Source organism: Pseudoalteromonas sp. SCSIO 43088 (assembly GCF_023650795.1).
GTDB lineage: Bacteria > Pseudomonadota > Gammaproteobacteria > Enterobacterales > Alteromonadaceae > Pseudoalteromonas > Pseudoalteromonas shioyasakiensis.
Window position 1 is genome coordinate 1,577,068 of sequence record NZ_CP072675.1, and the last position, 22,078, is coordinate 1,599,145.

At 41.3% G+C, this 22,078-nt stretch carries 18 protein-coding genes; 13 read left to right on the top strand and 5 right to left on the bottom strand.

Features of this window, described 5'->3' with window-relative positions; genetic code table 11:
* Positions 1 to 534 precede the first annotated feature (534 nt).
* The 6 genes from J8Z28_RS07260 (at position 535) to icd (ending at position 10,753) form a co-directional block, all read left to right on the top strand.
* Positions 535 to 1,032: a dienelactone hydrolase family protein gene (locus J8Z28_RS07260; protein WP_250660160.1), complete on the top strand. Its 498-nt coding sequence runs from the start codon at positions 535 to 537 to the stop codon at positions 1,030 to 1,032.
* Positions 1,033 to 1,078: 46 nt separating this feature from the next.
* Positions 1,079 to 2,026 (top strand): acetoacetate decarboxylase, encoded by a 948-nt coding sequence (locus J8Z28_RS07265; RefSeq protein ID WP_152968920.1) that lies wholly within the window; start codon positions 1,079 to 1,081, stop codon positions 2,024 to 2,026.
* A 2-nt stretch (positions 2,027 to 2,028) separates the two neighbouring features.
* Positions 2,029 to 4,260, top strand: coding sequence for an NAD(P)-binding protein (locus tag J8Z28_RS07270; RefSeq protein ID WP_250660161.1), 2,232 nt, complete (start codon positions 2,029 to 2,031; stop codon positions 4,258 to 4,260).
* Between the two features lie 142 nt (positions 4,261 to 4,402).
* The gene (locus J8Z28_RS07275; protein ID WP_250660162.1) at positions 4,403 to 6,667 is read left to right on the top strand and encodes a TonB-dependent receptor; all 2,265 of its coding nucleotides are present in this window, start codon (positions 4,403 to 4,405) and stop codon (positions 6,665 to 6,667) included.
* 37 nt (positions 6,668 to 6,704) lie between these two features.
* On the top strand, positions 6,705 to 9,386 hold the full coding sequence (locus J8Z28_RS07280; RefSeq protein WP_250660163.1) for a 7TM diverse intracellular signaling domain-containing protein: 2,682 nt from the start codon (positions 6,705 to 6,707) through the stop codon (positions 9,384 to 9,386).
* A 92-nt stretch (positions 9,387 to 9,478) separates the two neighbouring features.
* Complete coding sequence (gene icd, locus J8Z28_RS07285) at positions 9,479 to 10,753, top strand: NADP-dependent isocitrate dehydrogenase (protein WP_250660381.1); 1,275 nt, start codon at positions 9,479 to 9,481, stop codon at positions 10,751 to 10,753.
* On the opposite strand, the gene J8Z28_RS07290 is transcribed toward icd, so the two are convergent.
* Together J8Z28_RS07290 and J8Z28_RS07295 are read right to left on the bottom strand one after the other, a co-directional pair.
* Positions 10,750 to 11,193 carry a hypothetical protein gene (locus J8Z28_RS07290; RefSeq protein WP_054561244.1) on the bottom strand — a complete coding sequence of 148 codons (444 nt, stop codon included), beginning with the start codon at positions 11,191 to 11,193 and terminating at the stop codon, positions 10,750 to 10,752. The genes icd and J8Z28_RS07290 overlap by 4 nt on opposite strands.
* 111 nt (positions 11,194 to 11,304) lie before the next feature.
* Positions 11,305 to 12,252, bottom strand: coding sequence for a LysR family transcriptional regulator (locus J8Z28_RS07295; RefSeq protein WP_250660164.1), 948 nt, complete (start codon positions 12,250 to 12,252; stop codon positions 11,305 to 11,307).
* A 105-nt stretch (positions 12,253 to 12,357) separates the two neighbouring features.
* Between J8Z28_RS07295 and aceK the strand changes: the two genes are divergently transcribed.
* From aceK to J8Z28_RS07315, 4 genes are read left to right on the top strand one after another with little or no spacing between them, the layout of a single operon-like run.
* A complete protein-coding gene (gene aceK / locus J8Z28_RS07300) occupies positions 12,358 to 14,187 on the top strand; it encodes a bifunctional isocitrate dehydrogenase kinase/phosphatase (RefSeq protein ID WP_250660165.1) in 1,830 nt (609 codons plus the stop codon).
* A gap of 52 nt (positions 14,188 to 14,239) precedes the next feature.
* Positions 14,240 to 14,632 (top strand): hypothetical protein, encoded by a 393-nt coding sequence (locus tag J8Z28_RS07305; RefSeq protein WP_250660166.1) that lies wholly within the window; start codon positions 14,240 to 14,242, stop codon positions 14,630 to 14,632.
* 8 nt (positions 14,633 to 14,640) lie between these two features.
* Positions 14,641 to 15,603: a zinc-binding dehydrogenase gene (locus J8Z28_RS07310; protein ID WP_054561247.1), complete on the top strand. Its 963-nt coding sequence runs from the start codon at positions 14,641 to 14,643 to the stop codon at positions 15,601 to 15,603.
* A gap of 53 nt (positions 15,604 to 15,656) precedes the next feature.
* The gene (locus J8Z28_RS07315; RefSeq protein WP_054561248.1) at positions 15,657 to 15,917 is read left to right on the top strand and encodes a DUF2999 family protein; all 261 of its coding nucleotides are present in this window, start codon (positions 15,657 to 15,659) and stop codon (positions 15,915 to 15,917) included.
* Positions 15,918 to 15,973: 56 nt separating this feature from the next.
* Here J8Z28_RS07315 and J8Z28_RS07320 read toward each other — a convergent pair whose 3' ends face one another.
* Complete coding sequence (locus tag J8Z28_RS07320) at positions 15,974 to 16,180, bottom strand: helix-turn-helix transcriptional regulator (protein ID WP_054552938.1); 207 nt, start codon at positions 16,178 to 16,180, stop codon at positions 15,974 to 15,976.
* A complete protein-coding gene (locus J8Z28_RS07325; protein ID WP_250660167.1) occupies positions 16,181 to 16,639 on the bottom strand; it encodes a hypothetical protein in 459 nt (152 codons plus the stop codon).
* A gap of 186 nt (positions 16,640 to 16,825) precedes the next feature.
* On the opposite strand from J8Z28_RS07325, the gene lepB reads away from it, so the two are divergent.
* The gene (gene lepB, locus J8Z28_RS07330) at positions 16,826 to 17,485 is read left to right on the top strand and encodes a signal peptidase I (RefSeq protein WP_055021135.1); all 660 of its coding nucleotides are present in this window, start codon (positions 16,826 to 16,828) and stop codon (positions 17,483 to 17,485) included.
* Positions 17,486 to 17,567: 82 nt separating this feature from the next.
* Positions 17,568 to 18,383, top strand: coding sequence for a hypothetical protein (locus J8Z28_RS07335; RefSeq protein ID WP_250660168.1), 816 nt, complete (start codon positions 17,568 to 17,570; stop codon positions 18,381 to 18,383).
* Between the two features lie 108 nt (positions 18,384 to 18,491).
* Here the strand turns inward: J8Z28_RS07335 and metG are convergent, their stop codons facing one another.
* On the bottom strand, positions 18,492 to 20,516 hold the full coding sequence (metG, locus tag J8Z28_RS07340; protein ID WP_054561252.1) for a methionine--tRNA ligase: 2,025 nt from the start codon (positions 20,514 to 20,516) through the stop codon (positions 18,492 to 18,494).
* Between the two features lie 178 nt (positions 20,517 to 20,694).
* Here metG and apbC point away from each other — a divergent pair, with 178 nt between their 5' ends.
* Positions 20,695 to 21,774 (top strand): iron-sulfur cluster carrier protein ApbC, encoded by a 1,080-nt coding sequence (apbC, locus tag J8Z28_RS07345; protein WP_250660169.1) that lies wholly within the window; start codon positions 20,695 to 20,697, stop codon positions 21,772 to 21,774.
* Positions 21,775 to 22,078 lie beyond the last annotated feature (304 nt).

Here is a 22,078-nt window from a genome sequence, read left to right on the forward strand (position 1 = left end):
GTCACTAAAAATTACACGCTGTTTATTTACCGAGATTGATTGCACTGGATGTGCGATCTGGATCAAAGATCCGTTGTATTTATATGACATAATAAAACTCACTTTTTCTTTTGTCTGTGTCTGTAGAGCTTTAATAGGCATTTAAAAAAATACAGACCGACATTTGTTGTCTTGCTAACAGTGTCGACTAAGTTTGTGACAGTTTGGTGATGATTTGAAAATTCATCAAAATGTCATTTAGTGAACAAGCTGCAAGTATTTATACGAATATGCGGGAATTACTGGATCAAGGTAAGGGGTTAACCGCGTGGTTTCTAAAAACCAGACAATCAGAGTACTGTAAGAATCAATTAAGCGCAAGGTTTATTTTTTAAACATCAAAAATAATCTCTGGATGTTTAACAGAAACAGGCGTATTGTGATTAGGCACAAAATAACAATAAGAAGTATGCTTATGAATTACCTTTTGGTATCAGATATATTCGGTAAAACAGCGCGCATTTATCGCTGCTTGCTCAGCAGCTTCGTGGTAAAGTGAGTCTTAGTGACCCTTACATGGGGGAAATTCAGCTCCCCATAAATGAGCAGTTTCAATATCAACATTTTATGACTCAATGCGGCCATGACAGTTATTTTGAGCTAGTACATTTAAAAATGGCTACTATTCGTCAGCCAACCACGATTATTGCATTTAGTGCAGGCGCAGCTGCCGTTTGGCGAGCTCAAGCAGAGTTAAAAAATTCATTTATTAAAAAAATTATTGCCTTTTATCCATCACAAGTTAGACATCACCTAGAGCTTGAGGCTAACGTTCCTTGTCGATTTATTTTTCCTCACAGTGAAGAGCATTTTGATATTAAGCCAGTGATTGCTTCATTAAAAAGTAAAGCCAAGGTGAGCTGTGAAATAGCCGACTATGGTCATGGGTTTATGAACCCGCTATCTGAGAATTTTAATCAGCTCGGTTATCAGCAATTTACCGAACAGCTATTAAAAGAGTGTTGTAACTCAGAACTTGTCCCCAACGATTAAAAAACTGGTCTATAGTCATTACTAAACAACAATATAAGTAATGACTATGACGGACCAAACAAATTACAGCCACTTCTTATCTAACCCGGTTGCTAAACCACCTTGTCGAATGATCAACGCGCAAATGTATGGTTTTTTTGTGTCTGGCTGCGAGCAAAAAATGCAGTACTATGTTGATGCAACTTTAAATCTACTAGCAACCGAATCAACCTCGTTTAATGTGTTAGGGAGTACTTGTTTACTTACCTTCACTGATATCGAAAAAATTTCTTCATTAACGCCACCGTTTTCAGAGCATGGCTGGATGCAAGAAACCGATATTATTATTTGGCTGCCGGTAGCAAAAATGCAAGATGGTGATATTAGCCATTTATATTGGTATCCGGCATTTATTAGCGTCAATAACATTTATGCTTTGATTAATGGCCGAGAAGCCTGGGGCTACAATAAATACCTCTGTGAATATCAAATGCCTGCGACTGTGAGTGATGCGGGCGCCTTTAGTATTTCTTTAGAATGTTTTGATGTGTTTAACCCAGACTCTAAATTAGCAATGCATGAGCTATTAACCATTGAGCAAACACAGGCAAGTACCAAGGAAAACCTACTCGATAACTTATCGCATTTTTCTAAACACGTTACCGATTTGTTTGATGCGCAAATTAAAGGCATTGATTTATCGCTTCTTAAACAATTGTTAGACGGGTTTATTCATCCGCAGATGGATCAGATTTTGTTTAAACAATTTCCCGATGGCCAAGGAGATAAAGCCGTTTATCAAAGCGTGGTTCACTCACCATCGTTAATCAAAAAAATTCACCAATTAAAACTTTTACACAATGATTTTAGTTTGGATGTAAAAGCTCTTGCGAGCTTTCCTTTGAATGACATGTTTGGCATCGCACTTGGCAAACAAGCAGTTCATTTACCTTTTTACGTCAATATGGATTTTGACCAGCTTGGCGCAACACAACTGTTACCAGCACAGGGGTAACCATGGAAAAAGAAAAAATCACCATTGTTGGTGGCGGTGTTGCAGCGATGACTGCGGCAGTGTATTTAACCGAGCAAGCTAATTGGCAAAGCCAGCGCGAAATTACCGTTTATCAACAGGGTTGGCGCCTTGGCGGTAAAGGGGCGAGTGGCCGAAACGTCCATTTTGGACAGCGCATCGAAGAGCATGGTTTACATGTTTGGTTTGGCGCCTATGTGAATAGCTTTCGCACCTTAGAAGGGGTGTATAACTCACTCAATCGACCTGCAAGTTGTTCATTAGCTACTTGGCAGCAGGCATTTAAACCACACAGTTTTATTGCCTTACAAGAGTTTATTGATAATGAATGGCAAACTTGGCCGATAGATTTTCCTACCGTTGAAGGCAACCCCGCTGATGGCAGCCTAGATATAACAGTGTGGGACTTTGTTACCATGACATTAGCATGGCTAAAAAAGTGGACCGAAGGCATTGAGCATGTTTGTCAGCAGCAAGATGCTAAAACCATTTTAGTGACTAAAAAATCACGGGATCAATCGTTACTCAAACACATGTATCAAGAAATCAAAGCAGACATTGATACCCATTTGGATGGTGCAAAGCAGTTTATTGATGATATTGAAGCAGGTGCAACTGAAATTGCCTCGAACCCACGAACATTGATAACTCATTTGCTGCAGTTCACCGAAAAGCAGGCTACCCATACAGATAAGCAGGCCGATCGGCTGGTGATTTGGTACATCGTCAGAAAGTTAAAACGTTGGTTTAAAGACCAAGTTATTGATCTACTAGATGACAACCCAGAGCTGCGCAGACTTTATATTTGTGCCGATCTTGCGATTGCAATGCTCACAGGACTGATTAAAGACAAAGTATATCGCGACGGTTTTGGTGTCATTAATTGCTACGATTTTCGTCAGTGGCTCGAAAAAAATGGTGCGAATAAAACTTACAGCGTCGATTCAGCGCCAGTGCGCGGCTTTTATGATTTGGTGTTCGCTTACCCTAAAGGTGACTTTAGTAAACCCAATGTTGAAGCCGGCGTTGCCGCCCTTGCTATGCTACGTATAGGTCTTTGCTATAAAGGCGGCGTGATGTGGAAAATGCAAGCAGGCATGGGCGATGTTATTTTCGGACCAATTTATGAACTTTTAAAGCAGCGCGGTGTTAAGTTTAAGTTTTTCCATCAGTTAACTAACTTATCTGCTGGGCAAACTGCCCAAGGTGAGCCGCTGGTGAGTGAAATTGAGCTTTGCCAACAGGTGAGTTTAGTTGGCCAAGATTATGACCCGCTCATTGATGTAAAACAGCTGCCATGCTGGCCAAGTGAGCCACTGTATGAGCAAATCAGCCCTGAACAAGCGCACTTATTGCAAGAATATCAAATTAATTTAGAGTCATTTTGGAGCAATTGGCCCGAGGTGTATCAAGAACACTTTAGCACCCCCTTGCCAACAGTGACGCTTCGCCATGGTATTGATTTTGATACACTGATTTTAGGTGTATCGGTTGCCTCTCTTGAACACGTTGCCTCTGAACTTTTAGCTGTAGATTACGCGCTTTCTCAACAAGCAACAAAAGTTCAAAGTGTGGCGACTCAGGCTTGCCAAGTATGGTTGAATAAAACCGACCCACAACTTGGCTTTACGCAAACTAATGCTGCTCACGAAGGGCCTATTTTAAGTGGCTTTGTCGAGCCGTTTGATACCTGGGCGGCAATGGGTAACTTACTCGATAAAGAAGATTGGCCAAGTGAAAATGCGCCAGTGAACATTGCCTATTTTTGCAGTGCGTTTAGCTGCGAAAACTACCCACCTGCCAGTGCACATCAATTCCCTGAGCAAATGAAAGCCGAAGTAAAATTGAATATGCATAATTTGTTTAGCGCAGATATGCGGGCACTTTGGCCTGAAGCCTATATTGATAACAAGTTTGATTGGCAGGTATTTTACAGTGATCCGCATAGCATTTTACCTGTTCTTGAGCAGCAATATTGGCGCGTCAATGTCGATCCCAGTGAGCGCTATGTCTTATCTGTGGTTGATTCGAGTAAATACCGCCTGGCTACAGATGGCAGTCAGTTTGTTAATTTGCGCATCACTGGCGACTGGATAAAAACCGGGGTTAATGCAGGCTGTGTTGAGGCTGCTGTGATGGCCGGTATGCAAACAGCGCGGGCAATATGTGGTTGGCCAAGCGAAATCAGCGGAGAGCATGCATTCGAAAAAGGTTAGTGTGAATAAAGCTGTAAAAAAGTATGCGTATAAGTCATGAAATTACATGATTTATATGCGACTTTAATCTATTGTTTGGTCTATACTTACCACTAAATTACAACAATTTAACAAGTTTCCCTCTTTTAAGGTCTAAAAGCCAATGAAGCGTCCTTTTCTTAAAGATCCTAAGTTTATGATGTTGTCGAGCACCAGCTTGGCGGCATGTGTAATGGCAAGCGCTGTTGCACAAGGAGCTGAGACTGAAAAAGACATGGAAGTTATTAGCGTTTATGCACAAAAGCGTCCTCAAGCAATTGAAGACGTAAGTGTGGCGGTAAGCCAAGTGAATGGCGAAATTTTAAAAGCTCAGCATTTTAAAGATTCAACTGAAATTGGTTTGTTTGCGCCAAACGTTAAAATTACCCAAAACGCTGCAGAGGGGACGCCTCCCGCTGTCAGCATCCGTGGGGTGGGGTTACTTGATTATAATACGGCGAATACTTCACCTGTTGCCATGTATCTTGACGGCGTTGCGGTGGGGTCTGCTAATAATCAAATTGTTAACTTGTACGATATTGAACAACTCGATATTTTACGCGGCCCGCAGGGTACCTTGTTTGGTCGTAATTCTACCGGTGGTGCAATACTTATACGCTCAAATCGCCCTGAGTTTGATAGCTATGGCTCGCTAACATTAGGTGTTGCCAATAACAATGCCACCAGCGTCGATGGTATGTGGAACCAGCAACTCTCAGATTCCAGCGCAATGCGTATTGCTGTTAACTATCAAGACTACGAATATTCAACAAAAAATACCTATGCAGACTCACCAACAGCAGGCATGGAGCAAAAAAATGCACGAGTGTCTTTTTTGTCTGAGTGGGATGACGTTGATCTTTACCTGCAAGCGCATATTGAAGATTGGGATGGTATTGCCCAGCCAGTTGGTAGTATTGGTATTGTCGCGAACCCTTTAACGGGTGAGCTGTGTTCACCAGCAGATGCGGGCTCAACACGCTGTTTTGATAACTTTGGTTTTAATGATGGCAGTGATGACTTCTTTGCTGTGAGTGTCAATAACGACTCACCTCATAAATCTGATGGCTACGGTTTTATCGCCGAAGTGAATTGGCATTTAAACGAGCAAAGTACATTCACTTCTCTCTCGAGCTTTAACGATTTAGAAAGAAGCCATGCTTTTAACTGCGATGGCTCGCCAGCTCGTTTGTGCGAAGGAGTATTAGGGCTAGATACCCAACTATTAAGCCAAGAATTCAGGTTATTAAACGAATTTGCTGATTACACACTCACCAGTGGTGTTTATTTTGCCGATGAGACGATTGAGCAAGATAATCTAAATGATATTTTGCGTGATTTCCGGGGTATTTTACCGACAAATTTAACCGCGACCTTTATCTACGATAACGAAATCAAGATGCAAAATTTGGCTGTATTTAGCCAAATTGAAGTGCCTGTCGCAGATAGATGGATGATCACAGCCGGTCTTAGATATGACTATGAGTCACTTGAATATGACTCAATCGCCACGTTAAATGCGGTGGTTGATGTGAATGACTTAGACGGAGTGCTTGTACCATTTTATCGCGTTACCGATGAGCAATCAGACAATGGCTTTACTGGTCAATTTGCCGTTAATTATCGCTATTCAGATGCAAGCAATCTTTATTATCGTTTTGCTAATGGTAGTAAAAGTGGTGGCTACAACGGCGGCTTTTTGTCATCTGAAGAACAAGCAATCTTGGCAAACTATGGCAAAGAGCGCTTAAATGCCCATGAAATTGGCTTAAAGTCGTTCTGGCCTGGCAAGCAACTTAGAATGAATTGGGCGGCGTTTTACTATGACTATAACGACCAACAAGTGTTTATGAACCAAGCGTCAGAAACACCGCAAATGCCTCCTGTGCAGTTGCTTGAAAATGTCGCTGATTCAACTATTTACGGTCTTGAAACTGAAATCAATTACCAAGCAACTAAGCAATTAGCCATGCTACTTTCAGTTGGCTATATCCCTCATGCTGAGTTTGAAGAATATGTTGACCCACTTGGCAATAGTATTACCGATAACCAACTACCATTTACTTCTAAATGGAATGTATCAGCGGGATTAAAATATGATACCAGCTTGGCGTCATATCCGTTATCGGCCAACATTATTTACGATTATCAGTCTGAGTTTTATTTTGATCAGAACATGAACCCTTATGCCCGCCAAGACGGCTTTAGCATTGTTAATGCGCATCTAAAATATGATGTTGATAATTGGTCATTTACTTTATGGGGCAAAAATTTATTTGATACTGAATACAGTCAGTTAAAGTTCGATTTAAGTTCGTTCCTAGGCATGCTTGAAGACTTTAAAGGGGAAGGGCGTCGCTATGGCTTTGATGTTTCACTGCAATTCTAGTCGTTGCCACCTCCACACTGGTACAGGGGTTTTGTGAATGCGGTTAAAGCTGTATTTTAGCACTCTGCTGTTTGTGGTTTTATTAAGTGTTTCGGCGAATGCACAAGATACGTTTGTCTACACCGACGCTGTAGCTGAGCAAAACCTTCATGATGTTGGTGAAGTGTTTACGGCAAACGATAATATGTTTCCGCAATCGGTGGCTGCGATTGATGCTTGGCGAGCAAGCAAAAAACCGCAATCTCGAATAAGCTCGGTTGGCGGTAGCTATTGGTTAATTGTTGAAATTGAAAATCTAAGTGATATCGAAGATTTAGTGCTCTACCCGTATAACACCTTGGTTTCGAAAATAGAAAGCCGCATTTACGATATAACTGATCCAAGTGCCCCGATACAGCACTTTGTAACCGGTGGGGTCGAGCCGAATCAGTTTGCTTTTCACTATGGTAATCGCTTATCTCTTGAAAAAGGTAAGCAATATACGCTTATCACTTATTTTGAGAGTGACTACTTTTATACTCCCGCAAAGCTGGTATTAACCCCATATCAAGATTATTTTCAGAACATAACCGTCGAAAATATGATCATGATGCTGTGCTTTGGGGTGGGGATTGCACTTGGTTTATATAACTTATTAATTTACATGGTTTCCCGTGATGTCACACACCTTTACTACGCGCTATTTACTGCATCCTGGGTGTTTGCTTGGAGCCATTTTTTCCATATTTCTGATCAGCTGTTTGGTTACTATAATCCTCATCTTCATTGGCTCGGCTTTGCCCTCACCCCCTTAACCAATATTCTGTTTTACAACAACTTACTCAAACTTAAAGAGACATTTCCCAAACTGGCGCAATTATCCCTGACGGTGGGTGTAATCGCTACTCTGGGTATTCCGTTTTGTATTTTATGGCCAAGCTTTGGTTTTTATTGGTCAACGTTAGTAACGGGTGTAGCTTTATGTTTAGGCTTATACATAGGTATTCGCTGTATGCTCATTGGCTTTAAGCCTGCACGCTATTTTGTGCTGGCTTACATTGCCATGATGCTACCGAATATGGTCGGTAATTTAACTAATTTAGGCTTGCTGCCAGCTACTTCCATTAATTTATATTTATTGGGGTTGATAGGCACAGCCATGGACGCCATGTTGCTGGCGTTTGCTGTGGCCGATAAGTTTAGGCTGCTTCACGATGACAACGTAGAGCTCAATAAAAATCTAGAAGAAAAAGTACATTTAAGAACCTTGGAGCTTGAAGAGCTTGCCTCTGAGCTTCGCGATGCGAATGAAGCTAAAAGTCGCTTTTTAGCGAATATTAGTCATGAGATTCGCACCCCAATGACATCAATTATTGGCTATGCAGATGGCATTATGCTCGGGGACATTAAGCCTCATGAGCGCAACCATGGTATTGGGGTTATTTTGCAAAATAGTCGCCATGTTCTTGGGTTAATTAACGATATACTCGATATGTCGAAGATTGAAGCCAACAAGCTAGAAATAGATTTAGTCGAAACAGACCTGTTTGCAACGATTGCCAATATTGAATCACTCATTGGTAAGCAAATTCGTGATAAGGGCTTAAAGTTCAGTGTTGATTATCAGTTCCCGTTGCCAGACTACCTAATTACCGATCCGAGTCGGTTAAGGCAAATCTTATTAAACTTAACAACCAACGCCCTTAAGTTTACTCAAGTTGGGCGTATAACTTTAACGGTAAGCTGTCATAACGATAAGTTGTCGATAAGCGTAAAAGACACCGGTATTGGCATGACAGACAAAGAGCAACAAGCTTTATTTAGTGCCTTTTATCAGGCGGATTCAAGTATTTCTAGGCAATATGGCGGCACTGGTCTTGGCCTTAATATTTCAAAGAGCCTCGCCAAAAAATTGGATGGGGATATCAGCGTTAAAAGTAATGTAGGTTCTGGCAGTGAGTTTATTTTCACTATGTCGGTGTACACCACAGATAATACACGTTGGCTCAATGACATGAGTGAAGTGAAACTTGTTGAAACCTCACCGTTTAGTAAGCTTGATGCACCAGAGAACTTAAAGGGCAGGGTATTGCTCGCCGAAGACCACCCAGACAACCGACGTTTAATTGCGCGAATATTAGAGCGTATGGGACTGACTGTAACAACCGTTGAAAATGGCAAAGACGCAGTCCAAGCAACCCTAGAAGAGAGTTTTGATCTTATTCTGCTTGATATTCAAATGCCGATTATGGACGGTCAAGAAGCATTAAAGATGATGCAAGCTACAGGAGTGAGCGTTCCTATCGTTGCACTTACAGCTAATAACATGAAGCATGAAATTGCCCGTTATATGAAGCAAGGGTTTAATGATTTAATAGCCAAACCAATTGATAGAAATGCGTTTAGTCATAAAATTGCCAGTTACTTAGATTGCGATGAATTAGCTGATATTAAATTACCAGAAAAAGAGTTTCAGGCGCTTAAAGATGATTATATAAAGGGCCTTGAAGAACAATATCGAGAAATGCGCGAGCAATATAAAAACATGGATATTGATGGCTTAAGCAGAAATGTTCATATGCTCAAAGGTGCGGCTAATATGTTTGAGTGTGAAATGCTGTATGTAAAAGCAGTGGCTGTCGATACGGCTTTAAAAGAGGATACTGTAACCTTGGATACCCAGTTAATTGGCTCATTATTTAATGCAATGGAAAATGAATTTACCAAGGTAACACATTGATTGCTTGAATAGCGGCTATTTCTTTGTAAGCACAGACAAATTAGCTATTTCTTGATATTAATATTATTAAAACACCTTGCTGGGAAGGCATGATGCAGTATCAACACATTTCAGTACCCTCGAATGGCGCGCAAATTACTATCGATAGTAAGGGTCAATGGCATATTCCTGATAACCCGGTTATTGCTTACATTGAAGGCGATGGTGTTGGTCAAGATATCAGCCCGGTAATGCGAGATATTGTTGATGCTGCAGTGAATCAGGCTTATCAAGGCGATAAACAAATACATTGGATGGAAGTGTTCAATGGCGAAAAAGCAGCTGCGCTTTACGATGGCGACTGGTTCCCGCAAGAAACCCTACATGCCGTTAGACAGTATAAAATTGCCATAAAAGGGCCATTAACAACCCCCCTCGGCGGTGGTTTTCGCTCTTTAAATGTGGCTCTTCGTCATGAGATGGATTTATTCGTTAACATGCGGCCTATTCGCAGTTATCCGCATTTACCATCGCCCTTAAAAGAGCCTGAAAAAACTCAAATCACCGTAATACGCGACAGCTCAGAAGACGTTTACTCAGGCATTGAGTGGCAGGCTGGCAGTATTGATAACGAACGTATGCTTGATTTTTTGTGCCAAGAAATGGGTGTCACCCGACTTCGTTTTGATAACCAATGCGGTATTGGTATTAAAAATAGCTCGAAAGAGGCGGCAGAGCGACTAATGCGTTACGCCCTCAACTTTGCCCTTAAAGAGCACTGTGAATCACTGACTGTGGTGCACAAAGGCAATGTACTTAAATTTACCGATGGCGCCTTTAAACGCTGGGCATTTGCCCTTGCTGAGCAAGAGTTTAACGCTGTAGCTCATGAAAATGGTCGTTGGTTAGTGATCAAACGTGACGAGCAAGATGATTTAATTATCAAAGAAGTCATTGCCGATAACATGCTACAACAAGCGCTGCTCACCCCAGAGCAATTTGATGTGGTGGTAACAACCAATCAAAATGGCGATTACTTAGCTGATATGCTAACCGCACAGGTTGGTGGGGTGGGTATAATGCCTGCGGCAAACTTAAATAATGAAGTGGCTTTTTTTGAACCGACTCATGGCACATTTAATCGCATTGCCGGGGAAGACACTGCAAATCCAACAAGCAGTATTTTAAGTGCGGTTATGATGCTACGTTTTATGGGCTGGCACGAAGCGGCGAATAAAATAGAAAAAGCCCTAGAGCAGACGCTTAGCGCAAATGAAATGACGTTTGATTTGGCTAACCTAGTAGCCGATGCGACGATGCTTAGTTGCAGTGATTTTGCAACAAGCATCATCGCGCGAATAAGTAACTCAAATTATGAACCATATTAAGCGGCATTGGCGCTTTTAACTGCGTAGACACATGGTTTACCTGTTAACTGTGCTGCACGTTGGTAAATGTGCTCTGCACCTGGCTCATTGCTTGTCATGCCTGTTAATGTATCCATTAACGCAACCACTAAAATAGCTGGTACTTGGCAGCAGTATTCATCTAACACTGCAGTTGTTGTTTGTGCATCAACATGACAGTGCGGGTGAGTACGTACTGTGCTATACGCTTTTAACAGTGTCTCTGCTTGTAGAACATCATCATCTTGATGTTTGGTTTTACGGCATTGGCAACCAAACTCATCAACCATTGTTGCCAGTGTTTGGTAAATCTCATCGCAGGCTAAATCGCTTTTTTTACAAAGCTGCTGCTCGATGAATGAGTGTAATTGACCATTGATGTAAAGGCCGTCCTGTTGAGTGAATTGCGCTGAAGTTTCCATAATCATTTTCTCTTTGTTTATGTGCTTAACTTCACTCTAGCCCTTCACTCATTATTAATGAAATTGTTGTTTTCAATAACTGATATTGATTTTATCAATATTATACTGTTTTTAACGATCAGCCACGGTACTGGCAAAGGCAAGTAGCTCTCTACGCAGCCATTGGTGCGGGTTTGCGTGGTGTAGCAAAGGGCTCCATAACATTTTTACTTCAATAGGCACGATTTGAAATGGCACTGGACTTATTACCAAATCAGTGTGTTTTGCTAATAACATCGCTTGGCGACGGGGCAATGTTGCTATGAGTTGAGGTGATTGGCAAAGTAGGCTCGCCACCATGTAATGGCGGGTGAATACGCGAATATTGCGGGTTTGTTCTAGTTGCCATAATGCCTCATCGACCCAGCCGAGTTTTTGGCTGCCTGATTTATTCGTTACGGCCGCTTCTACGCCCCAACCAGCCCGATTCACCCAAATGTGTTCTTGAGCAAGGTAGCCTTCGAGGTTTTGCTGTTGTAAGTAAGGGTTGTCTGGGTGTGTTAAGCAGCAGTAATTGTCGCGCCACACGCTTGCCTGGTGGAATGAGCGGGGCAGGCCGTTAAAGCGATTAATGGCAAGGTCGATGGTGCCTTTTTCCATATCTTGAAGGTTAACATCGCTTGGGCTCAAAATATCAAAATTAAGCCCCGGATTTTTTGCTAGCTGCTGGGTGATAAACGGCGCAATAAGGGTTGATTCAAGATAGTCATTTGCCATGATCCGAAACGTAATATTCGCTGTGTTCGGGTCGAATACCTCACTTGGCTGAGTAATTTCCTCAGCCATTTTTAACAGTGATTCTATTTCAGGTTTAAGGCTGAGCGCTTTTGCCGTTGGCGTCATTGTGCCAGCGGCTCTCACTAATAATGGATCATCAAATAAATCACGCAAACGTTTAAGGGCATTACTCATTGCAGGTTGAGTCAAAGCTAGTTTATTGGCGGCTTTAGACACACTTTGTTCGTCAATGAGGACATTTAAATACACTAATAGGTTGAGGTCGACGTGCCTAATATTCATTTGATCAATCTTATTTATTATCTTTATTAATTACCTAAATTAAAGCGCGCTTGCTATTGTGTGTAAACAAGGCGACTAAAATAATCAGCATAAGCGATAAAAATAATGCCACAGCAAAGTTCACATTTGGCTGTTAAATCACACAGCGAACAATTAAATCAGGTCGTAGCGACTAAGCTTGCCCGTGCGGTGTATGCTGGCTTTGAGGCTATGTTTGCAGAGTTTTTAAATATTACTCTCGGCGCCCAAAGTCGTTTTGAACAGCGCCAGTGGCATCAAGTTCAAGGGGCTATGAAATCGCGATTGCAAGTTTACGAAGGGCAAGTCAAAAAGGTAAGTCAAGCGGTAAAAATTATTGCTTATAGCGAAGTAGACGACCCTGCGCTTTGGTTACAAGCCAAACAAATATACGCAGACATGGTGCAAAGCCACGAAAACCAGCCCATTGCTCATACCTTTTTTAACTCAACCTTCGGTGCAATTTGGGACTCACGAAAAATTCGCAATGTGCACTTGTTTGTACTAAAAGCGCGCTATCAACTGGGGCCAAGACCCTTTGATTCATTGGTTAGCCGCATTTCCCTGCAAAATGGCTTTGAAAGTGCGATTAGTAGCTTGATCAAGCGCCATGTGTTTCGATCACAATACGCTGATTTTACTAATGATGTTGCTATGTTACAGCGCACCTTGATTGCTGGAGCGAAACAGCAATGCCCACAAGTTTATGAGCTGCTTGCTCTCAACGATGGCTATATTGAATACGCTAATTCATTGTTTTTCAGAAATAAAGCGTGCTACATCATAGGTCGTTGTATTGCTAAAAATGGCGATAACATGCCATTTGCGATTGCGCTATTAAACAGTGAAAAAGGTCTTCACATTGATGCTGTGATGATGGGAGCTGATCAACTCAGCTTGTTGTTTGGCTTTGCGCGTACTTATTTTATGGTCGACACTGACCAACCCGCCCGATATGTTGATTACCTCAGTGTTTTAATGCCTCATAAGCAACGTTTTGAGCTGTTTAATGCCATTGGCTTTATCAAACACGCGAAAACCGAGTTTTATCGTTATAAAGTTGATACCACCCGTAATAGCCCCGTTGACGATAAGTACACACTTGCGCCGGGTACGCCGGGCATGGTGATGTTGGTATTTACCACCCCAGGCTCAGATTATGTGTACAAGGTAATAAAGGATAAATTTAGTGCACCAAAAACAGCCACCAAACAACAAGTAATGGCCAAGTACGACTTTGTTAAACAAGCCGACCGAGTAGGCCGGCTAGTTGATACACACGAATTTCGTTATTTAGCGTTTGATTTAAGCCGATTTAGTGAAGAGCTCATACAAACAATGCAACAGCAAATTGGTGACAGCCTTGTGATTTCGGGTAATGCACTTATTTTGCGCCATGTTTATGTAGAGCGAAAAATGACGCCGCTTAATTTGTATATAAACGACTGTGATGAGCGAAAACTGCAGCAAGTAATGGTTGATTACGGTAAAGCGATAAAAGAGCTTGCGGGGGCTAATATTTTCCCCGGTGATATGCTGATGAAAAACTTTGGTGTAACCCGTTGGGGAAGAGTGGTGTTTTATGACTACGATGAAATTTGTCCGATGACAGAGTGTCAATTTAGAGAGCTGCCAAAAACCGATGACTCATTAGATGAGCTCAGCAGCGAAAGCTACTTTGATATCGCAGAAAACGACGTATTTCCGAGCCAGTTTAAAGTATTTTTTAGCGCTAATAAGCGAGCGTTTGATCACTTCAATGCTGCACATCAAGATATTTTCACTGCCACGATGTGGCAGCAATTACAAACTGCGATAAACGATGGGCAATTGCTTGATGTTTATCCTTATAAGCAGTCTTGGCGCTTTTCATCGATGAGAGCTCAAATGAAAAAATCTCAACCTATAACTGTTTAATAGGAACATAGTGTTAGCGTATGCTATTGAAAAAATTGCTAAGGAACGCACTATGAAAAACACACTGTTATTATCGAGTTTATTTATTTCGTCTATGGTATGCGCCAATCCGTTATTAGGTAGCTGGCAATTTGTTGAAGGCAAATATGCAACCAATGACGGCTATGTGACGGCAAAAGCGCCAGAAATTACCTCTGTTAAACTGATTACACCCAGTCATTTTAGCTATATCACCCAAAAGCAAGGCAACTTTCATTATGCTGGTGGCGGCAAATATGTTTTGCAAGACCAGCAATTTATCGAAACTTTTTCCTATGGTAATGTACCTTCACTACTTGGTAAGACCATGGCATTTGATTACAAAATAAAAGGTGACTTGTGGCACCACACCTTGTATGAAAATGGCAAATTAGTCGAAGCTGAGATCTGGCAACGAATTAAATAGAAGGTGATATGCGTTATATTAAGCACGAAGACTCACAGTTACATTTTGCGCAAACAGATAAACCAGCCCTAAAAGATAACGAAGTTCTTATTGCTGTTGCAGCAATCGGCGTTAATCGGGCAGATTGTTTACAGCGACAAGGTAAATATCCTGCGCCCAAAGGTGACAGTGAAATTCTAGGGTTAGAATGCGCCGGTACCATTGTTGAGCAAGGCAGTGCAGTATCGGGAGATTGGCTTAATAAACGCGTTTTTGCCTTGTGTGCGGGCGGTGCTTACAGCGAGTATGTTGCAGTTGATGCTGCACAAGTAATGCCGTTACCAGATGAAATGACAATGGCTCAAGGCGCTGCTATCAGTGAAGTATACTTAACGGCTTTTTCTGCCTTATTTCAATTTGGTCAGCTCAAAGCGGGGCAGACGGCACTGATCCATGCGGGAGCTAGTGGTGTCGGTGGGGCGGCAATTCAAATGGCAAAACGCGCAGGCGCTCAAGTGGTGATCACCGCAGGTAGTGATGAAAAGTGTGAGCATGCCAAACAGCTTGGTGCAGATCACACCATTAATTATAAAACCACTGATTTTGTAGAGTACTTCAAAGCCAATAATTTACAGGCCAATACCATTGTTGATCCTGTCTCAGGAAGCTATTTAAATAAAAATGCTGCCGTTGCAGCAATGGATTGCCAAATTGTGATGTTAGCCTTTTTAGATGCGCGCTTTGCTGAGGTTGACTTTGCAAGGCTGCTTAGCAAACGTATTTCCTTTCATGCATCAACTTTGCGTAATCGTTCAATTGAGTTTAAACGTCATTTAAAAGAGCAGTTTATTTCGCGCTTTTATGATGACTTGGCCAACGGGCTGTTCGATTGCAATATCTATAAAACCTTAAATTGGCAAGAAGCGAATGAGGCTCACCGTATTTTAGATAACAACGAAAACTCGGGAAAAGTGGTGATGTTAGTTGAATAACATCAATTTGCCCATATTATTGGTTTTATTAGTAGTTAAAAGTAAAGGTTAATATGAACCCTATTATTGCAATGCTCAAAGAGCACAATGTAAGTGACGAGAAAGTGCGTGAGCTGTTTCAAGCGTTTATGGAAAACCCAATGATGGCAATGGGTCTAGTCCAACAGTTAGGTATCCCACCAGAAAAGCTTCAACAATTGATGGCATTAGTGATGACGCAGCCACACCTTATTAAAGAAGCGGCTGAATCAGTGGGTATCAGTGATGATGAAGTTGAGCAAGCCAAAGCACAGTTCAAAAATCAGCAGTCATAAAATTAAATGATACGAATTTAAAAAAGGTTAGCTCTTTGGCTAACCTTTTTTGTTAATTACTGATACGAAAACACGTCGTCTAGTTTCTTATCAAACAGTTGAGCAATCTTAAAAGCCACCTCGAGCGAGGGTGAATATTTACCTTTTTCAATTGCTACTATAGTTTGCCTTGAAACGCCAACTGCCTCTGCCAATGCTTGCTGAGTCATTTCGTTGTGATGAAATCGAAGTTCCCGAATGGTATTACTGAGCTGTTTTGTCATCTAGCTGTCTCTTCGATATAAATACGCTTTGCTGGCAATAGTAATAATTTCACTGGCTAAAAAACCAATAATAAGAAAGTGCATAATATTATATAGATCAGAGACCTCAGGTAACAGCATGCGTCCAGATACGCGCTCAATTTGCGTCGCTAAAAATACACACATTAAGATAGTTGCAGAGCAGAACCAGTGACCAAGTTTGGTGCTTTTTAGCTCAATGAGCTTATCACGCTCATCATCCCCTAAGTCTGCTTCTTTGTGTTTAATGCCTGCAAGCACAGATTGCATAATGATCTCTAAGATCACCGCAACCACGACAACCTTATACAAATAAGACACCATAGTATCTTGGCTAAGCTCACCTGCAGCTTGTAGTGAATTAATGCCTAACAGGTAATAGCTTAAAAGGCCTATGGTTACCACCAAGGTGCCCCAAATTGTCATTTCTTTGTAGCTCATTTTCTTCCACCCCATGTAAAAAATATTTGACTTGGTGTTAAGTAAACTACTCATTGCTCGATATGTCAAATATTTTTAACACCATGTATGGTATTTTTATCATTGACGTATTTCGTTACATTTAGTTGAGAACTAATTCCTACCGCACAGACTCCTAATGAATCAAACAACAAATTAGGAACGAATATGAACTGGCTTTTAAAGGTATGGAAAAATAACCGCTCATTGATTTTATTTATCTGCTTGATGAGTGTGTTCAGAAGTGCAGTGGCTGATTGGTATGAAGTGCCAACAGGTTCTATGAATCCGACCATCATTGAAGGGGACCGTATTTTAACGGATAAAATGGCTTATGATCTGCGTGTGCCATTTAGTCATATTTCGCTAATGCGCACAGATGAGCCAAAAGCCGGTGATATTATTGTATTTGATTCTAAGGCTGCAAATAATCGCTTAATAAAGCGGGTTATTGGTGTGCCGGGCGATACAGTGACTTTAGTCGATAATAAATTGATCATTAACGGTAAAGCACTTGATTACGCATTAACTGATGATGAGCATGAGCAGCAAACACTGATTGAAAATCTTGCCGGTGTTCAGCACGCTATTGTGGTATCAAAAACGCCCTCGGTGATGCAGCATTTTGCCCCTGTCGTAATTCCAAAGGATATGTATCTAGCGATGGGTGATAACCGTGATAATAGTGCAGACTCACGAGTGATTGGTTTAGTGCCTCGCAGTGAGTTATTAGGCAAAGCTAAAAGAGTCATAGTGTCACTTGATTATGATGATTATTACTTACCTCGAAAAGAGCGAGTTTTACATGATTTGTACTTAGCACCCTAGATAAAAATCGTACAAAAATTGGCAATTTATAATTTTATGTTTCAATATTAACGACATAAAAATAATAAGCCAAAGGTAAAGTATGATAAATGATAAGTTTGCGAGATTAATTCGATGTTATTTTTTACTCGTCTTTTCGATCAGTCTGGTTGCATGTGGTTCGAGCTCAAAAAACGAACCTACAAAAGTTGATGACACTAACAGCTCAACACCGGATACAGGTGTTGAGCTTGTCGATAACAGTGGTAGTGCTGACTATAAAATTATTATTTATGGCAATAGCCATAGTGCTAGATTAGGGGATTTGCTTGAACAGCTTATTTCCAGTGAGTTAACCAATGCTCAAGTTTCAACTCTTACCGTCAGTGGTCGCTTTTTAGATGAGATAGTGAGCACATCGGGCAATGTTGAAAAGCTGCAGCAAGCCAATTGGAGCCATGCTATTTTTCAAGGTCAAAAGTATTCTCAGTCTGGCTCTGTTAATTATTCTACAAGTGAGGCTGAGCGTTTAATTGCCAGTGCAAAAGAGCTGGAAATTACACCTATTTTGTTTCCTGAGCATCCGCAAAGAGGTGATGGCAAAGAAGGGGAGCTTGTCTATCAATTGCATTTGTCGATTAGCGAAAAAGAGGTAAGCTGTGTTGCACCAATCGGCTTAGTTTGGGATAAAGCAATCGCTGCATTACCTGAGCTTAATTTTTACAGTACAGATGGCAATCATGCTTCAGATGCAGGGCACTTACTGACCGCGATGACTTTTTATGAAGTCATAACAGGTGAGCTTGCAGATACCCTAGCTTACAATGCTGCTTTTGCTATTACCGAACAACAACACCAGCAGTTTGGGCAAATAATTACTCAAGTACTGACTGAGTATCCTGCATGCCCAAGCTCATAAGCTAACACCATTAATCTAAAGCATTCATTAAATACAAAAAACCGTTGTGTCTGAAACACAACGGTTTTTTATATCAACTAGTATTTATATTAGCTAGTAATTGTGTAATTACATTACACGCATGCCAGGCTCTGAGCCTTCATCTGGGTTAAGAATATAAATTTCTTTACCGCCAGGGCCTGCAGCTAATACCATGCCTTCAGACATACCGAAACGCATCTTACGAGGCTTAAGGTTCGCGACCATTACCGTTAGCTTGCCTTCAATGTCTTCTGGTGCATACGCCGATTTAATACCTGCGAATACTTGGCGCGTTTCGCCACCTAAATCTAAGGTTAGTTTTAATAGCTTATCTGCGCCTTCAACGTGTTCTGCTTTAGCAATTTTTGCTACGCGTAAATCAACTTTCGCAAAATCATCAAATTCGATTTCTGGGCTGATTGGCTCTTTTGCTAGTGGGCTGTTTGGATCAATCTTGTCTTTTTCAGCAACTAGGCTTTCTTTTGATTCTTCAATCATTTTATTTACTTTATCCATTTCAACACGTTGCATTAACGGTTTGAACTTATTAATTGCGTGACCAACAAGCGCTGTTTGCGCGCCTTGCCATGTTAAACCGTCGTTTAAGAAGGCTTCAACGTTTGCAGCCATACCTGGAAGAACAGGTTTTAAGTAAGTGATAAGTATACGGAACATATTTAAGCCAAGTGAACAAACATCGTGTGTTTCTTGTTGTTTTGTTTCGTCTTTAATCAATACCCAAGGCGCTTTAGCGTCGATAAATTGGTTTGCTTTATCAGCAAGTGCCATGATTTCACGAATTGCACGGCTGTAATCACGGTTTTCATAGTGATTTGCGATGCTTGCAGAGGCTGCTTGGAACTCACTTAATAGTGCTTCGTCCATTACGGTGTCGCTAAGCTTACCGTCAAACTTCTTGGTGATGAAGCTTGCACAACGGCTTGCGATGTTAACTACTTTACCTACTAAGTCTGAGTTAACACGTAGTGCAAAGTCTTCAAGGTTTAAATCAAGGTCAGTGATGCCGTTGTTTAATTTTGCCGCGTAGTAATAACGAAGATATTCAGGATCTAGGTTATCAAGGTAAGTACGCGCCTTAACAAAAGTGCCTTTTGATTTAGACATCTTCGCGCCATTCACAGTCACAAAACCATGAGCAAAAACGTTTGTTGGCTTTCTGAATTTTGCACCATCTAACATTGCCGGCCAGAATAAGCTGTGGAAGTAGATGATGTCTTTACCAATGAAGTGGTAAAGCTCTGCATCTGAGTCTTCGCTCCAGAATGCATCAAAATCAATCCCTTTTTTATCACACAGGTTTTTAAAGCTCGCCATGTAGCCAATAGGTGCGTCTAACCACACGTAAAAGTATTTACCCGGTGCACCTGGGATTTCAAAACCAAAGTAAGGTGCGTCACGGCTGATATCCCACTGCTGTAGGCCATCTGCAAACCATTCATCAAGCTTGTTCGCCATTTCTTGTTGAATCGTACCTGAGTGTAACCACTCTTTAAGCATGTCTTCAAAAGCAGGTAGGTCGAAGAAGTAATGCTCAGAATCTTTTAAGATTGGCTCAGCACCCGACATTACAGAGCGTGGGTTGATAAGCTCAGTTGGGCTGTATGTAGCACCACAAGAATCACAGCTGTCACCGTTTTGATCTTCTGACTTACACGTTGGGCAAGTACCCGTTACAAAGCGGTCTGGTAAGAAGATACCTTTCTCTGGGTCGAAAAGTTGAGAAATAGTATGCTTTTTAATGTGACCCGCTTCATTCAAACGGTTGTAGATTAACTCGCTGAAATGACGGTTTTCTTCACTGTGCGTGCTGTGATAGTTATCAAATTCAATGTTGAAATCAGCAAAATCGCGTTGACGTTCAACACTCACGTTTTTAACCATCTCTTCTGGCGTGATCCCTTGCTTTTGCGCATTAAGCATAATTGGTGTGCCGTGAGCATCATCCGCGCAAACGTAATAGGTTTCATGACCTTGTTGTTTTTGGAAACGCGCCCAAATATCAGTTTGGATATATTCTAGTAAATGACCTAAGTGAGTCGGGCCATTGGCATAAGGTAATGCGCTAGTAATCAGGATCTTTCGCTGTGCCATAATCATTCCGAATTGAGATTAGTTCGATGCAAATATGCTCGAATATCATTATTTAATTCATTGTGAGTTGCTCATAGACAACTCAAAGCAATGATATTATCTAATTGTCTGGTTTTAATGCCTTGAATGTTACATAATTCCGCAGCACTTTTCATCAAAGAAACGCTAATTTATTGCTATGTTTGGACTGTCAAAACTATTCTCAAGTAAATCGGCTGAAAAAGCACCTATCATTGCAGCCTTAGCCGCCTACCGTAGTAGCGCATTTGCCATTGGTATTGAGCAAGATTGGCTCGAAGAGCTTAATCAAAACAGCGATAAAAGCTGGCAGGTAAAACTAAGCCTACCTTTTGCTGGCGTGGGCGAAATCACTGAGATTGAAAAATTTGTCGCTGATAAACTATCAGTGCCTGTGTCAATTAGTGCTAAAGTGAAATTACCTAGCACATATAGTTTTAAGCAAATTAAACATATTGTGCTCGTTGCTTCAGGTAAGGGCGGCGTAGGAAAGTCAACTACGGCGGTGAATCTTGCCTCGGCTTTAGAACAAGAGGGTGCCAAAGTGGGTATTCTCGATGCTGATATTTATGGCCCGTCTATTCCTTTGCTTCTAGGTCTACAAGGGGCAGAGCCGAAAACAGCAGATAATAAAAATTTACTTCCTTTTGAAGCGCATAACCTCAAGGCGCAATCGATCGGCTTTTTAGTGCCAAGTGATGACGCGACCGTTTGGCGCGGACCAATGGCATCGGGAGCACTTAATCAGTTAATGAACGAAACCGCTTGGGGTGAGCTTGATTATCTAATTGTTGATATGCCTCCAGGTACGGGCGATATTCAATTAACCATGAGCCAAAAAGTGCCAGCCAGTGGTGCAGTGATCATTACCACGCCTCAAGATTTAGCGCTAGCCGATGCGCAAAAGGGCATTGCTATGTTCAATAAAGTGAACGTACCTGTGCTTGGTTTAATTGAAAACATGAGCTACTTCTTATGTGGTCATTGTGGTAAGCCTAATCATGTGTTTGGTAAAGATGGTGCCGTAAAATTAGCACATCGTCACGGTGTACCAGTGCTGGCTAATATTCCGCTGGCCATTGAAATTCGTGAAAGCTCGGAGCAGGGCGATTTAATTGCCAAAGACAACGAGGCTCAAATAAGTGAAACCTACAAAACTGCAGCACGCGTGCTTGCTAGTAGCTTGTATTATCAACAGGCGCACACAAGCGCAGTTGAAATTGTCATTACTGAAGATTGATTGTTGCAAAGATTTTGTTAGTGGGTTTTTCTTGTTAACAAAATCCAGATTGATTATTTTGTACTAAATTTTGCTATCTAACCCCACTTTTAGTCGCATATAGCCTGCATTTTCGTGAAATATGTCGAAAAACAAAGTTGCAGTAAATGTTAATATTTTATTGACGTTTTAATAACCGTGACATACTCTAATGAAAGCGCTTACATTGTTAGGTCTTTTTATTTGCCTGTCAATGTAAGCGCTTACAATTGACTGATTAAAACTATACTCTATATATATCAGTTGAGTACTAACAAACACATAA

Excerpts from the sequence above, each read along its gene's own strand:
- J8Z28_RS07265 (WP_152968920.1), top strand. The coding sequence starts at position 1,079 with ATGACGGACCAAACAAATTACAGCCACTTCTTATCTAACCCGGTTGCT.
- aceK (WP_250660165.1), top strand. The coding sequence starts at position 12,358 with ATGCCACAGCAAAGTTCACATTTGGCTGTTAAATCACACAGCGAACAA.
- lepB (WP_055021135.1), top strand. The coding sequence starts at position 16,826 with ATGAACTGGCTTTTAAAGGTATGGAAAAATAACCGCTCATTGATTTTA.
- apbC (WP_250660169.1), top strand. The coding sequence starts at position 20,695 with ATGTTTGGACTGTCAAAACTATTCTCAAGTAAATCGGCTGAAAAAGCA.
- icd (WP_250660381.1), top strand. The coding sequence starts at position 9,479 with ATGCAGTATCAACACATTTCAGTACCCTCGAATGGCGCGCAAATTACT.
- J8Z28_RS07320 (WP_054552938.1), bottom strand. The coding sequence starts at position 16,180 with ATGACAAAACAGCTCAGTAATACCATTCGGGAACTTCGATTTCATCAC.
- J8Z28_RS07315 (WP_054561248.1), top strand. The coding sequence starts at position 15,657 with ATGAACCCTATTATTGCAATGCTCAAAGAGCACAATGTAAGTGACGAG.
- J8Z28_RS07280 (WP_250660163.1), top strand. The coding sequence starts at position 6,705 with ATGCGGTTAAAGCTGTATTTTAGCACTCTGCTGTTTGTGGTTTTATTA.
- J8Z28_RS07310 (WP_054561247.1), top strand. The coding sequence starts at position 14,641 with ATGCGTTATATTAAGCACGAAGACTCACAGTTACATTTTGCGCAAACA.
- metG (WP_054561252.1), bottom strand. The coding sequence starts at position 20,516 with ATGGCACAGCGAAAGATCCTGATTACTAGCGCATTACCTTATGCCAAT.
- J8Z28_RS07290 (WP_054561244.1), bottom strand. The coding sequence starts at position 11,193 with ATGGAAACTTCAGCGCAATTCACTCAACAGGACGGCCTTTACATCAAT.
- J8Z28_RS07305 (WP_250660166.1), top strand. The coding sequence starts at position 14,240 with ATGAAAAACACACTGTTATTATCGAGTTTATTTATTTCGTCTATGGTA.
- J8Z28_RS07335 (WP_250660168.1), top strand. The coding sequence starts at position 17,568 with ATGATAAATGATAAGTTTGCGAGATTAATTCGATGTTATTTTTTACTC.
- J8Z28_RS07295 (WP_250660164.1), bottom strand. The coding sequence starts at position 12,252 with ATGAATATTAGGCACGTCGACCTCAACCTATTAGTGTATTTAAATGTC.
- J8Z28_RS07270 (WP_250660161.1), top strand. The coding sequence starts at position 2,029 with ATGGAAAAAGAAAAAATCACCATTGTTGGTGGCGGTGTTGCAGCGATG.
- J8Z28_RS07275 (WP_250660162.1), top strand. The coding sequence starts at position 4,403 with ATGAAGCGTCCTTTTCTTAAAGATCCTAAGTTTATGATGTTGTCGAGC.
- J8Z28_RS07325 (WP_250660167.1), bottom strand. The coding sequence starts at position 16,639 with ATGAGCTACAAAGAAATGACAATTTGGGGCACCTTGGTGGTAACCATA.